The organism is Chryseobacterium polytrichastri (assembly GCF_900142445.1).
Classification (GTDB): Bacteria; Bacteroidota; Bacteroidia; order Flavobacteriales; family Weeksellaceae; genus Chryseobacterium; species Chryseobacterium polytrichastri.
The window spans coordinates 1-14,447 of record NZ_FRAV01000060.1; the positions used below are offsets into that span (position 1 = coordinate 1).

The window sequence follows — 14,447 nt, forward strand, 5'->3', positions numbered from 1 at the left end:
ATGTAGAATTTGGTTTTCTTCTTCAAATTTTACAATCTCAAAATATTCAATCAACAGTTCAGGTAAAAATAATTTAAGCAGTTCGGCATCATTTAGCATTATACAAAAATAGCATTTTTTATTTTCTCCCCAACTTTTGAGACTGATCCATGATATACTGTGTAGGGTGAATTTGTTTTGAAACCTTCATATAAAGAAGTATTTTTCAAAAAAAATAAAAATGAAGGAAAAATATACAGTTCCCTTGATTTTAATGATCATTCTTTGCCTTAGCTCTTGCATAAGAAAGACACATGGGAATTCAGATGATCTTCAGAACAAAGTATTGCTTACTCTGATTGATAAAAGGTTGCAGGTGGCTCCATTAGTAGCTAAAAGTAAATGGAATACCCAAAAGCCTATAGACGATCCGGTTCGGGAGAAGATTATTCTGGATAGTGTAGAAGTGAAAGCGGAAAAAATGAATATTGACACAAGATTGGCATCTGCATTTTTTCAGGCTCAGTTTGAAGCTGGAAAAATGGAGCAGAGAAGGCTTCATAAAGAATGGAAGTCTCAAAATCAGGGATTGTTTGATCCTGTTCCTGATTTAGCAACAGAAGTTCGTCCTGTTTTAGATAATCTTACGCCGCAACTGTTAATAGAACTTAAAAAGCTTAATACGCAGTCAGAGTATTGTAAATCATTAGGGACTTTAAAAACGGATGCGCGTAAAACAATAGATTCCCGATTCAGTGATGAGATTGTAAACGTTGCCATTGAGCCAATTGAAAAGTATTGCAGAGAGCATTAATGATAAGGTGTTCGTTTGTCATAAAAATTTTCGTTAAATTCGTATAAAATAAATTCTTGATGAATATCCTTTTATTGGAAGATGATCTTATCCTTTCTGCAGAACTTTGTAAGTTTTTAGAATCAAACAATTTTATATGTGACAAAATTTATGACGGTGAAACTTTTCTTCGTCAGATTAAAAACAATACATATGATTTGTATCTGCTGGATATTAATGTTCCAAAAATAAACGGACTGGATGTTTGCCAGACAATTCGTTCTTTCGATAAAAACACGCCTATCATCATGATTTCTGCTTACGGTGATCTTTCAGATAAAAAAGATGCGTTTACCAGATTGGCAGATGATTATTTGGTGAAGCCTTTTCAGTTTGAAGAATTACTTCTTCGTATGAATTCTTTGTTAAGAAGAAAGGCGCCTTCTGAAAATATAGATCAGGATATTCTTAGAATCGATGATTTAATTATTAATAAAACCGAACAGAAAGTGTTTCGCGCAGGAAATGAAATTGCACTTACCCTAAAGGAATTCCAATTGTTAGTTTATTTGGCGGAAGCGCAGGGAAGAACGGTTTCTAAACAGCAGATTACAGAAAATGTTTGGGAGCATAACTTTAATACCAATACCAATACGGTAGAGGTTTATATTAATTTCTTAAGAAAGAAAATTGATAAAGATTTTAAAGTTAAATTAATTCACACACGTTCCGGATTCGGATATTATTTAAGCTCATTATAAATGTCTTTAAAAAGAAAGATAGCACTCAATCTAAGTATCGCCTTTTCATTACTGTTTGGTATTGTAATGCTGATTATTTATATGTCTTTTAATGATTTTAGGAGAGATGAATTTAAAGAAAGATTTAGGCAGAGGTTAGAATTCACCACACATTTTATTTCAAAATCAAAAGACTTTGAGGAAGAGGCTCCTATTTTTTTTAATGAAAACTCGGATAATATTCTTCTTAATGAGACTATATTAATTTTTAACGCACAAAAAGAGCTCATCTACAGTACTATTAAAGACCGAAATGTCACTTGGGATAGTGCTTTACTAAAAGAGTTGGATGAGAAAAAAATTATTTATAGCGAAAAAACAGTTCCAGAAATCTATGCGGCCCTGAGGAAAATTAATGGTGAAGAATATTATATTCTCACCAGTGCATTAGACACCAATGGGAAATCTAAACTAAGCTATTTAAAGTATCTTCTTGTTGCTGCTTATGTAATGAGTACGCTTCTTATTTGGTTTTTTAGTTATTATTTTATGGGACAGTTCCTTCGTCCGCTGGAAGATTTAAATAAAGAGATCTCAGAAGTTACGGCTCATAAATTAACCACACAGATTCCGGTACAGGAGTCGGATGACGAAATAAGTATTCTTGCACAATCTTTTAATACCATGATCGTACGACTGAATGATGTATTTCAGTCTCAAAAAGATTTTACGGCAAGTGCGTCGCATGAGATCCGTACACCAATTACAAGAATGTCTTTTCAACTCGAAAATTTAATTAAACTTCAACAGCATTCTCCGGAAACCCTGTCTTCATTAAAGAGAATTCAGCAGGATGTATATCAATTGTCTGATCTAACGAATTCTTTACTGCTCCTTACAAAATTTGATAAAGAGAATATTCAAAGTATTTATGAGGAAGTAAGAATTGATGAAGTTATATTTGGGGCTTTTGAAACGATAGAAAAGAGTTATCCACATTTGAAAATGGATTTTCTTATATCAGAGGATACTTCTGATGAAGCTGTTCTTGTTATAAACGGTATACATTCTTTACTAGAGATTGTATTCATTAATCTGTTTAAGAACGCTGCAGTATATTCAAATAATATGGAGGTTGATGTGTTGATCACAGAGACAGCTTCCGACCTTATTGTAGATGTTATTTCTCAAGGAAATACCATTCCGGAGGAAGAACAATCTAAATTATTTGAGGCATTTATGAGAGGAAATAACTCTCAAAACATTTCTGGTTCTGGTCTTGGACTCCGTATTGTAAAGAGAATTTTAGAATATCACGGAGCAAATATTTTTTATTCTTCACCACTTGATGATATTAACAAATTTAGTATTATCTTCAATAAGTAAAATTTAATTTTATTTTAAGGCTCCTTTAAGTTCGTTTTAATCGAGCCACAGGTACTTTGTATAATATATAATTAAAATTGAAAGAATGAACAAAATTGCAGGACTGTTCGTTGTCATTTCCTCATTCATGACAGCACAACAGCAGCAAATGTCTCTCCTGGATTGCGAAAATGCTTTCCAGACGAACAATTTACAGCTGCTCGCCGAACAATACAATATCAATATGGCTGATGCAGATATTCTGCAAGCCAAGATATGGGAACTTCCACAACTTAGCGGACAAGTTAATGCCTATAATCCCGAGGGAAGAAAAGTATTTGATATAGGAAGCTCCAAGGGAGCACAGGTAACCCAGCTAATCTATATGGGTGGGAAAAAGAAAAACGAAATTGCTTTTGCAAAATCAAGTAAAGAACTTGCTCAACTTCAATTTTCTCAACTTCTTGTTGAACTTCGGACGCAACTTCATACCACTTACTACAATCTTTACTACGAAAAATTAAAGCTGGAAAATACAAACAAGCAGCTGGGATATATGAATGATTTGCTGAGTGCTTACAAAGTGCAGTCAGCGAAAGGAAATGTATCGTTAAAAGATGAGGTGAGGTTGCAGAGCATTGTGATACAATTAAACAATGACAAGATAGGAATCAATAAAGATATTCTGGAGTTCGAACAAAATCTAAAAGTTTTAACGGGAATCACCGATGATATTGAGCCACAGCTTTCTGATGCTGAGGCTAAAGATATATTGGCTGCTCAACCTTTTGGGCAAGAAGATGAGCTGAAAAAGAAAGCGCTTGAAAATAATGCAGATTATTTATATAATATAAAATTAATAGACAACAGCAAGTTGTATGCTCAGTGGCAGAAGTCTTTAAATGTTCCTGATTTAAATGTAGGCGCAGGGTGGGATCAGAACGGAGGTACATTTAAAAATGAGGTTAATCTATTGGTGGGCATTCCAATTCCTTTATGGAAAAGCAATCAGGGGAATGTAGAAAAAGCAAATTATGCGATTAAGCAAAATCAAAAAAATGCAGACTACCAAAAATTAAATCTTGAGACTAAAGTACAGTCTGCTTATAAAACATGGAAAGGACAATATGATCAGCTGGCAGAGATAAAAACAAGTGATCTTAGTAATCTGGAGCTTGTTTATAACGGAATGCTTAAAAACTTCAGAAACGGAAACGTTAGTCTTATAGAATTTACAGATTTCATGGAAAGCTACAGACAGACAGCTCTTCAGATTTATGATATGAAAAATGAGATCATGCAGTCGGCAGAACAACTTAATCAATTAGTACAAACTAAAATCTTCTATTAAAAATGAAAAAATATATAATTCCTGTATTTGTGGCCTTGTTCCTATTGTCTTGTTCTAAAAAAGAAGAAGAAAAAGCACCACAAGCCAAAAAAGGTTTTGAACTGAGCAACACGATGCTAAAATCTATTACGTTAGCAAAAGTGGAGAAAAAATATATAGAAGATATCTATAGTTTCTACGGTAAAATATCTGCTGACAAAAACAGCTACATTGATGTTTTTCCTTTGGTAGGAGGAAACGTAATGAGTGTAAATGTTGAGTTGGGAGATTATGTGAAAAAAGGTCAGGTGATGGCTACCATTAGAAGTACCGAATTGGCAGAAGTACAAAAAGATGTAAGTGATGCAAAGACAGATTTGGTTGTTGCACAGAATAATCTGCGTGTTGCCAAAGAAATGTACGAGGGCAAACTAACGACTGAGAGAGAGGTACTGGAAGCAAAAAGTCAATTGCAGAAAGCACAGGATCAGATGCAGAGATCTAATGCGGTAAGTACCGTATATAATGTTAAGAAAGGGAATATTTACAGTGTTACTGCTCCAATTAGCGGATATGTTGTTCAGAAAAGCATCAACAAAGATATGCAGCTGAGAAGTGACAGAAGCGACAATATTTTTGATGTTGCCAATACTTCCAACGTTTGGGCAATCATGAACGTTAATGAATCTGATATTGATAAAATTAACCTTGGCATGAAAGCACAGGTTTCTACCTTATCTTATCCGGATAAAGTATTTGATGGAAAAATTGATAAGATATTCAAAATCATAGATCCTCAAACCAATACAATGCAGGCAAGAGTGGTATTAGATAATGCCAACGGATTATTGATTCCTGAAAGTAAAGCAACGATTAAAGTATCTAGCTCGGAAAATAATACAGCACTAACGGTTCCTTCTAAAGCTGTTATTTTTGATGATAATAGAAGTTTTGTAGTAATCTATAAATCAAGAGCAGATTTAAAAGTACAAGAAGTGAAAGTATTGAAGCAGGTGGGGGATGTTACTTATATTTCCGATGGACTGTTTGAGGGAGAGCAAGTCATTACCAATAATCAGTTATTGATATATCGTTCACTAAATAATTAATTATGGGAAGCATGAAAAAAATATTAGCATTCAGCTCAGCTTTTTCATCAGCTTTTTCATATTTGTTGGCACAAGAGAAGCCCGAGGACAGCTTAAAGAATAAGCTCAATATAGGATTTCAGGCAACAGTTATCAGTCAGTATCATCCTAAATTTTCTGCAGATTATTCAGGAGATAATAGCTTACAGCCTAATGATGAGTCTGCTACTTCTTTAACGTCAACATTATATGTTAATTACCATTTTAATAAAAATACCCAAATCATCTTTAATCCTGAAGTTGCAGGTGGAAAAGGACTAAGCGGAGCAACAGGAGTTGCAGGATTTCCGAATGGTGAAGTTTTCAGAGTGGGAGAGCCAACCCCTAAAGTTTATATTGCAAGATTAGCTTTAGAAAAAAGGTTTGACCTTAAAAATGATAATCAGTTACGATTTGTTGTTGGAAAATATTGCTTAGCAGATTACTTTGATACTAATCCTATAGCACATGATCCCAGATCGCAGTTTATGAATTGGTCTTTGATGAATACAGGTGCTTGGGATTACCCAGCTAATGTCAGAGGCTATACCATGGGATTGCTTGCGGAATATGCATTTAAGAACAATTGGTCAGTAAGAGCAAATTATGCACTGGAACCTACCACTGCGAATGGAGCAGATTTAAGCTACAAAATGGGAAAAGATTTTGGGCTGACATTTGAGATCCAAAAAGATTTTTACAAAGATGGAGATTTGTTCACAAGAGTTATGTTGCTTGGCTATCGAAACCAAGCCCCGATGGCTCCTTACAGATTAGCAATACAGGAGAATGTAGATTTGGGAGATGTAAGAGGTGTGAGAAATACAAAGTATGGACTTTCACTTAACGTTTATCAAAAGTTGTCAAAAAATGTTTCAGGTTTTATCAGAACTTCTTGGAATGATGGTAAAAATGAAACGTGGGCTTTTACTGAGATTGATAATAGTTTGAGTGGAGGAGTAAACTTAAATGGTAGACTCTGGAATAGACCAGATGATACTATTGGAGTTGCGATAGTTACCAACGGAATTTCAAAAGACCATCAACATTATCTTAAAGATGGGCACTATGGATTTATCATTGGAGATGGAAATCTTAATTACGGAAGAGAGACAGCATTGGAAGCGTATTATAATGTTTGTTTTATGAAATATTATAATCTTTCTGCAGACTATCAATTTGTAAATAATCCAGCGTATAATCAATCAAGAGGACCTGTTAGTTTTTTTAGTCTTCGTTTTCACATTCAGATTTAGTATATAGTTATGAATAAATTTATTAAAAATATAATTGCTTTTTCACTTAAAAATAAAGCATTTACCTTTATTTGGGTTGCTATTTTAGCGATTTCAGGATTTATAAGTTTCAAGAATATGCCAATTGAAGCTTTTCCCGATGTCACCAATACCCAAATTGTAATTATCACCCAATGGAACGGGCGAAGTGCCGAAGAAGTAGAACGATTTGTCACGACACCCATAGAATTGGCGATGAGCCCGGTTCAGAAAAAAACAAGTGTGAGAAGTACCACGATGTTTGGTCTTTCCATTGTTAAAATTCTGTTTGATGATGGGGTGGATGATACTTTTGCCAGAAATCAGGTCAATAACCAATTAAGAACAATCAACCTTCCTGATGATGTAGATCCTGAAGTGCAACCACCCTACGGGCCAACCGGTGAGATTTTCCGATATACGTTGGAGAGTAAAACAAAAGACTCCAGAGAATTATTAACCTTACAAAACTGGGTGGTAGACCGTGCATTGAGAGGAGTACCAGGAGTTGCCGATATCAACGTTTTTGGAGGTCAGGATAAAGTTTTTGAATTAAGTATCGATCCAAGAGCGTTGGATAAATACAACCTAACACCGTCTCAGGTATTAGATGCGGTTACCAAAAGTAACTTAAATGTAGGAGGTGATGTTATTGAGAAAAACGGACAGGCCTATGTGGTAAGAGGAATTGGATTGGTAAAATCCATTACTGATATTGGAAATATTACCATTCAGAATGACAGCGGAAACCCTGTTTTGGTTAAAAATGTTGCTGAGGTTCATGAAAGTTCAATGCCTAGAGTAGGACAGGCAGGATTGAATAATCATGAAGATACCGTAGAAGGAATTGTGGTAATGAGGAAAGGAGAAAACCCTCGTGATGTCTTGTTAGGAGTAAAAGCTAAAATTAAAGAGCTTAATGAAAAGGTCCTTCCGAAAGATGTGAAGATGGTGACTTTCTATGACCGTGATAACCTGATGGATTTCACAACACACACCGTAATGCATAACCTTATTGAAGGGATTGTATTGGTAACGGTCATCGTTTTGATTTTTATGGCAGACTGGCGAACGACATTAATTGTTTCCATCATCATTCCGCTATCCTTATTATTTGCATTTTTATGTTTAAAATTGGCGGGCATGAGCGCCAACTTACTGTCGCTGGGAGCAGTTGACTTTGGGATTATCATTGATGGAGCCGTCGTCATGGTGGAGGGTATTTTTGTAATGCTCGACCATAAAGCTAAAAAATATGGAACTGAAAAGTTTAACAAACTAGCAAAAGCTGGTTGGATTAAACAAACCGGAACAGGATTAGGAAAAGCGATCTTCTTTTCAAAATTAATTATCATTACATCTTTACTGCCTATTTTCTCATTTCAGAAAGTGGAAGGTAAAATGTTCTCACCTTTAGCCTTTACGTTAGGGTTTGCATTAATGGGTGCGTTGATTTTTACGTTGACCTTGGTTCCAGTTCTATCTCACATTCTATTAAATAAAAATGTTAGAGAAAAGAACAATCCTTTCGTTAATTTCTGGGATAGAATTGTTTTAAAAGGTTTCAGTTTTACATTTAAACATAAAAGGACGAGTTTAATTGTTGCCATTTCATTCTTGGCAGTAACTTTATTCTCAGGAAAATTTTTAGGGACAGAATTTTTACCGCAGTTAAATGAAGGTTCATTGTGGATTACTGCAGAAATGCCAATGAGTTCATCATTAAAAGAATCTTTAAAAACAGCTGATCTTTTGAAGAAAGACATTATGAGCTTCCCTGAAGTGACAGATGTTTTGGCGCAGACGGGTAGAAGTAATGACGGGACCGACCCCAACGGGTTTGGTTTTGTACAGTTTGCTGTCAACTTAAAACCTAAAGAAGAATGGAAACGAAACATTAGTTATGAACAATTGATTGAAGGAATTGACAAAAAGTTGAGAAACTACCAGGGAATTACCTTCAATTATTCACAGCCAATTTCAGACAACGTTGCAGAAGCAGTAGCAGGTTTTAAAGCTGAAAACGGAATTAAAATTTACGGAGATAATTTACAGACATTGGATAGATTGGCTGAGGAAGTTTTAAAGCAAATCAAAGATGTTGATGGGGTTAAAGATCCTGGAATTATTAAAAATATTGGTCAGCCCGAAGTAAGTGTTGTACTAGATAGAGATAAAATGGCTGCATACGGAGTAATGCCTGCTGATGCACAAGCGGTGTTGGAAATGGCATTTGGAGGGAAAACAGCTTCTGAAATGTTTGATGGAGAAAGAAAATTCCCAATCAGACTTCGTTATTCTCAACAATACAGAAAAGACGAAAATGATATCGCTGCATTGATGGTTCCTACACAGGATGGAGCGAAGATTCCATTAAAAGAGATCAGTACTATTGTTAAAGATAATGGGGCTGCATTTATTTATAGAGATGATATCAAACGTTATATCGGGGTGAAATTCTCGATTCGTGACCGAGATTTAGGAAGTACCATTGCAGATGCTCAGAAAAAAGTAGCCAATGTTGAACTTCCGGACGGATATTCTGTAGGCTGGACAGGGCAATTTGAGAATCAACAAAGAGCTTCACACAGATTGGCGCAAGTAGTTCCTGTAAGTATTGTGATGATTTTCTTCCTTTTATTTATCCTTTTTGGAAACATGAAAGATTCTCTTTTGGTATTAGCCAACGTACCTTTTGCATTGATCGGAGGAATTATTGCATTGCACGTTACCAGAATGAATTTCGGAATATCAGCGGGAGTTGGGATGATTGCTCTTTTAGGAATTTGTATTCAGAATGGGGTAATTCTTATCACCGAGTTCCATCAGAATGTCAAGGAAGGATTGAGTTTGGATGTGGCAATATTTAATGGAGTAAAATCCAGAACGAGACCTGTTGTGATGACTGCTTTAATGGCTTCGATTGGATTGATGCCTGCTGCATTGTCTACAGGAATTGGTTCAGAATCTCAAAAGCCTCTAGCCATCGTAATTATTGGTGGATTGATTACGGCAACGGTTTTAACATTATTAATCTTCCCTATTATTTTCTGGATATTCAACAGAACAAAGAAAACAGAACAGATCTAAGATCTAATTATTCTTTCATTTATATATAGTAAGAGAAGCGCGGAAAACATTGTTTTCCGCGCTTTTTAATATCGAAATAATTAATATGAATGTTAAAATCCGAGTCCTAGTGTAAAAGCTTTTACAGCATTGGGGTAATCAGCGATTGCTGTGGCAGCGCCTGATGTTGTATTGATTGAATATACTTTTGTGGATGCACCTACAGAAGCCATTAAATACGCTTTCTGGCTCATGCTTCCAATATCAAAACCATTGGCATTCGTAATATTGATGCCTAAAGATCCTGTTTCAACTAAAGTTCCATTGTTGGGTGGGTTTTGCTGATATAATTTATCGGTATTATGATCAATCACAAATAAAGTGGTTGTACTTGCACCTGCAAAATTATTGGTATATGCTGCAGCGCTTAATGCAGGAGATCCGGGATTTATGGTACCGTCTACAGCAGCTATTGTTCCGTCATTTGGGTTCAAACGTAGATTTTGTCCTGTATTGCTTACAACTCTTATTCTGTCTACTGTAGGGTTAAAATCAAATCCAAAATCGGTTCCTGAAAGTAAAGTCGTAAAAGGGGAGCTTCCTATTGCTGTAGCTGCTCCGGTCCCTAAATTAATGGTGTAGATTCTGCTTGAACTTCCCAATGCATACAATTGCCCGTTTAAAGGTCGGAAATCAATTCCTAATATATTTTCTCCACTTTGTAAACCTGCTACTGCTTTAGATACAGGCATTGGGCTGTTAGGATTAAATATCTGAAGATTATTAGAATTATCAATAGCATATGCAACTGCTTCTGTAGGAATAGCTAAGTCGAGAATAGGCTGCTGAAGAGCGCCAATATTTGTTGCTTTACCATTATTTAAATCTACCATGTGTAAATTGTTATTTAATGCTAATAAAGCTACACTGTTATCGTGTTTGATATCAAAAGCTGCCTGTCCTGTAAAGGTTGTTCCCAAGCTTCCCACTTCTACTAATGTTCCATTGTTGGGTGGGTCTTGTTTAAATAATTTTCCTGAAGTTACATCTATATCGTATAAGATCGTAGAAGAAGCTCCTGCTTTACTGTTGGTATAAGCAATCCCTGTAATAGAAGGAGATCCTGCGCCATTAATGTTGGTGTCTGTTGCAGCGATGGCTCCTGTTTCTGGGTGAAGACGCAAATTTTGTCCGGTATTACTTACCAAACGGATACGGTCTACAGTTGGGTTAAAATCAATTGAAGCAATAGTTCCTGAAATAGCTGGTGAAAATGCGGTGGCACTTACCACTCTGGCTGAAGAGTTAGCGGTATTAATGATGTATAATTTGCTTGCACTAGATAATGCATAAAGCTCGCCTGTTGCAGGTCTGAAATCAATACTTAACAGCTTTTCTCCGGAAGTAATTCCCGTAACAGCAGTCTTGGAAGAAAAGTTTTTAGGATTATTTGAATTGAAGGCTACAAGTTCATTCATGTTTGTTATTCCATATACCATAACATCCGGTCCTTTTATAATTTCTTCTGGTATAATGATATTATCATTGGAATTATCACATGAAAAAATTGTCGTTGCCAAAAATAAAGCGAGACAAATGTGTAATAGTTTTTTCATAATATTAATTTTTATAGGTTTATATTATGTACGAGAAAAAAAATAATACGGTTTTTTTGTGATAAATATTTATCGTTATGATTTTTTAACTTACCATAAAATATTAAGAATTAGCGAGATAGTTTAGAATTTTAAGAAAACGCGAATTAGGATTTTTTCAATCGAGAAATTTGTGTAAATTTGCAGTCTCAATACATAGAAATATAGGGTTTGTAATTCTTTGGATTTGAATGTTTAAATTTTTTTTAAATAAAAAGGTTTTGATATTTAAAAATTCATTATATTTGCACACCGAAAATTTGAATAAACAATAAATAAATAATTTTACATCATGGCAAAGGAAACGTTTAATCGTAACAAACCACACTTGAACATTGGTACTATTGGTCACGTTGACCATGGTAAAACTACACTTACTGCAGCGATTTCTGCTGTATTAGCGAGCAAAGGTCTTGCTGAGAAAAAAGATTTCTCTGCTATTGACTCTGCTCCAGAAGAAAAAGAAAGAGGTATTACTATCAATACGGCTCACATCGAGTACGAAACTGTAAATAGACATTACGCTCACGTTGACTGTCCAGGTCACGCGGATTACGTAAAGAACATGGTAACTGGTGCTGCTCAGATGGACGGTGCGATTGTAGTATGTGCTGCAACTGACGGACCAATGCCTCAGACTAGAGAGCACATCTTGCTTTGTCGTCAGGTAAATGTACCTAGAATTGTTGTTTTCATGAACAAAGTTGACATGGTGGATGATCCAGAATTGTTAGAGCTTGTTGAAATGGAACTTAGAGACTTATTGTCTACATATGACTTTGATGGAGATAACTCTCCAGTTATTCAAGGTTCTGCATTAGGTGCACTTACTGCTGCTACTGCAACTCCTGTTAACACAGAAGATCAGTGGTTCAAGAGTGTTGAAGAATTAATGGATGCTGTTGACGTATGGATCGAGCAACCTCCAAGAGATACTGATAAGCCATTCTTGATGCCAATTGAAGACGTATTCTCTATTACAGGTAGAGGTACTGTTGCAACTGGTAGAATCGAAGCTGGTATTATCAACACAGGTGATCCTGTTGATATCATCGGTATGGGTGAAGAAAAATTAACTTCTACTATTACAGGAGTTGAAATGTTCAGAAAAATCCTAGATAGAGGAGAAGCAGGAGATAACGTAGGTCTATTGTTGAGAGGTATTGAAAAAACTGACATCAAGAGAGGTATGGTTATCGCTAAGAAAGATTCTGTGAAGCCTCACAAGAAATTCAAAGCTTCAGTTTATATCCTTTCTAAAGAAGAAGGTGGACGTCACACTCCATTCCACAACAAATACCGTCCTCAGTTCTATGTAAGAACTACTGACGTTACAGGTGAAATCTTCTTACCAGAAGGTGTAGAAATGGTAATGCCTGGTGATAACTTAGAGATCACTGTAGAATTGTTACAACCAATCGCTCTTAACGTAGGTCTTAGATTTGCGATCAGAGAAGGAGGTAGAACAGTTGGTTCAGGTCAGGTTACTGAAATCTTAGACTAATCATCTTAAAATAAATAAAGCTTCCGAAAGGAAACTCTCGGAAGCTTTTTATCTACGGGCATCGTCCAATGGTAGGATACCGGTCTCCAAAACCGTTGATCAGGGTTCGAATCCTTGTGCCCGTGCAAATATAAATTATGAGTTCATTTATCGATTTTTTAAAAGGTTCTTATATCGAATTCAGACATAAAGTTGAATGGCCAAAGTGGTCTGACTTGCAGTCTTCTACGATTGTAGTAACTATTGCAACAGTAATCTTGGCATTATTTACCTTTGGAGTTGACGAGTTGTTTTCTAAAGCAATCAGCAACATAATTGGAATGCTAATTAACGTATTCAACTAAAAAGTATTTTCCCACAATGAGTGAATTGAAATGGTATGTGCTGAAAGCAATCAGCGGACAGGAAAATAAAGTGAAAAACTATATTGAGACAGAAATCAAACGTTTAGGGTTTGAGCAGTACGTTACTCAAGTGGTTATTCCTATGGAAAAGGTTATTCAAATTAGAAACGGAAAAAAAGTTCCTAAAGAGAAGCCTTACTATCCTGGTTACTTAATGGTTGAAGCTGATCTAATGGGGGAAATTCCTCATGCGATTAAGAATATTCCGGGAGTTATATCTTTCTTAAGTTTAACGAAAGGTGGAGATCCTGTTCCAATGAGAAAATCTGAGGTAAACAGAATGTTAGGAAGAATGGATGAATTGTCTGAGTTTGCTAGCGATGTTGAAATTCCTTTCGTAGTTGGAGAAAACGTTAAAGTAATTGACGGACCATTCAACGGATTCAACGGAACAGTTGAAAAAATTCTTGAAGACAAAAAGAAAATTGAAGTTTCTGTATTGATCTTCGGTAGAAAAACTCCAATGGAACTTAGCTATATGCAAGTAGAAAAAGTATAATTTAAGTACTTTTATATATAAATCAAATACCACCGATTGGTGGTATTTTTTTGTTTTAGAATTATTAGTGTAATGCTACTATAAATGTTTGAATGAAATTATATTTTTCAAATTTTGTATAACCCCTGCGTCTTTCTCTACACATTTTAAATGTATTATTAATATCCATAAAACCGGAGAAAAACTTTTTATCTTGAGTATTGGAGGTTTATATTGTTTTCTAGTCAATAAATCTATTTGATATTTATATTTAATGTAATAAGAAATGTGTTTTATAGTGTTTTTTGTATTTAAATGCTTCCATAGTTGTAAGATTTTACAATTATATTGGTTTAAAAAAAATATGTATCTTTGTATAACACAAACACATACAATGATGAAACACATACAGACTCTTCCGTTCTGGAAATTTTACATATATAATATCTTGCACATAAGATATTATTCGAAATTAGAATACAAAGATTTAACGATTAGATTGCTTAGGTAAACCTATGTAATTCCAAAGCTATTTTTATTAAAATAGTTATGGGTATTGTTATGAAAAAAAACAAAATTTTAAAAATACACATAATGAAAAACTTTATTTTGGGAGCTATTTTAGCTTCGTCAGGGATCAGTTCCAAAACTTGGGGACTACGCAAAAAGTTTAGATAATCTAAAAAGGAAAAACGATTTATCTCGCACGCCTCTAAGTTGTAATCTGAA

At 35.0% G+C, this 14,447-nt stretch carries 11 protein-coding genes and 1 tRNA gene; 11 read left to right on the forward strand and 1 reads right to left on the reverse strand.

Annotated elements, in window-relative coordinates; all coding sequences use genetic code 11:
* The first annotated feature begins 220 nt into the window (after positions 1 to 220).
* The 7 genes from aroQ (at position 221) to BUB80_RS22350 (ending at position 9,698) form a co-directional block, all read left to right on the forward strand.
* Positions 221 to 793 carry a gamma subclass chorismate mutase AroQ gene (aroQ, locus tag BUB80_RS22320; protein WP_073297880.1) on the forward strand — a complete coding sequence of 191 codons (573 nt, stop codon included), beginning with the start codon at positions 221 to 223 and terminating at the stop codon, positions 791 to 793.
* A 59-nt stretch (positions 794 to 852) separates the two neighbouring features.
* Entirely contained in the window at positions 853 to 1,533 is a 681-nt protein-coding gene (locus tag BUB80_RS22325; protein ID WP_073297882.1) for a response regulator transcription factor, read from the forward strand.
* Positions 1,534 to 2,898: an ATP-binding protein gene (locus tag BUB80_RS22330; protein ID WP_073297883.1), complete on the forward strand. Its 1,365-nt coding sequence runs from the start codon at positions 1,534 to 1,536 to the stop codon at positions 2,896 to 2,898.
* 85 nt (positions 2,899 to 2,983) lie between these two features.
* Positions 2,984 to 4,228, forward strand: coding sequence for a TolC family protein (locus BUB80_RS22335; protein ID WP_083547371.1), 1,245 nt, complete (start codon positions 2,984 to 2,986; stop codon positions 4,226 to 4,228).
* A 2-nt stretch (positions 4,229 to 4,230) separates the two neighbouring features.
* The gene (locus BUB80_RS22340) at positions 4,231 to 5,316 is read left to right on the forward strand and encodes an efflux RND transporter periplasmic adaptor subunit (RefSeq protein ID WP_073297885.1); all 1,086 of its coding nucleotides are present in this window, start codon (positions 4,231 to 4,233) and stop codon (positions 5,314 to 5,316) included.
* Between the two features lie 11 nt (positions 5,317 to 5,327).
* A complete protein-coding gene (locus BUB80_RS22345) occupies positions 5,328 to 6,590 on the forward strand; it encodes a carbohydrate porin (protein ID WP_073297896.1) in 1,263 nt (420 codons plus the stop codon).
* A gap of 9 nt (positions 6,591 to 6,599) precedes the next feature.
* Positions 6,600 to 9,698 (forward strand): efflux RND transporter permease subunit, encoded by a 3,099-nt coding sequence (locus BUB80_RS22350; RefSeq protein WP_073297887.1) that lies wholly within the window; start codon positions 6,600 to 6,602, stop codon positions 9,696 to 9,698.
* Positions 9,699 to 9,790: 92 nt separating this feature from the next.
* Here the strand turns inward: BUB80_RS22350 and BUB80_RS22355 are convergent, their stop codons facing one another.
* Positions 9,791 to 11,293, reverse strand: a complete 1,503-nt coding sequence (locus BUB80_RS22355; RefSeq protein WP_073297889.1) for a DUF4394 domain-containing protein — start codon at positions 11,291 to 11,293, stop codon at positions 9,791 to 9,793.
* A 331-nt stretch (positions 11,294 to 11,624) separates the two neighbouring features.
* Here BUB80_RS22355 and tuf point away from each other — a divergent pair, with 331 nt between their 5' ends.
* The 4 genes from tuf to nusG all read left to right on the forward strand — a co-directional run bounded on the left by tuf (position 11,625) and on the right by nusG (position 13,739).
* A complete protein-coding gene (gene tuf, locus BUB80_RS22360; protein WP_073297890.1) occupies positions 11,625 to 12,836 on the forward strand; it encodes an elongation factor Tu in 1,212 nt (403 codons plus the stop codon).
* 54 nt (positions 12,837 to 12,890) lie between these two features.
* A tRNA-Trp gene (locus BUB80_RS22365) sits at positions 12,891 to 12,961 on the forward strand.
* A 12-nt stretch (positions 12,962 to 12,973) separates the two neighbouring features.
* Positions 12,974 to 13,180 (forward strand): preprotein translocase subunit SecE, encoded by a 207-nt coding sequence (secE, locus tag BUB80_RS22370; RefSeq protein WP_054511573.1) that lies wholly within the window; start codon positions 12,974 to 12,976, stop codon positions 13,178 to 13,180.
* Between the two features lie 16 nt (positions 13,181 to 13,196).
* On the forward strand, positions 13,197 to 13,739 hold the full coding sequence (gene nusG, locus BUB80_RS22375; RefSeq protein ID WP_073297892.1) for a transcription termination/antitermination protein NusG: 543 nt from the start codon (positions 13,197 to 13,199) through the stop codon (positions 13,737 to 13,739).
* Positions 13,740 to 14,447: the final 708 nt, after the last annotated feature.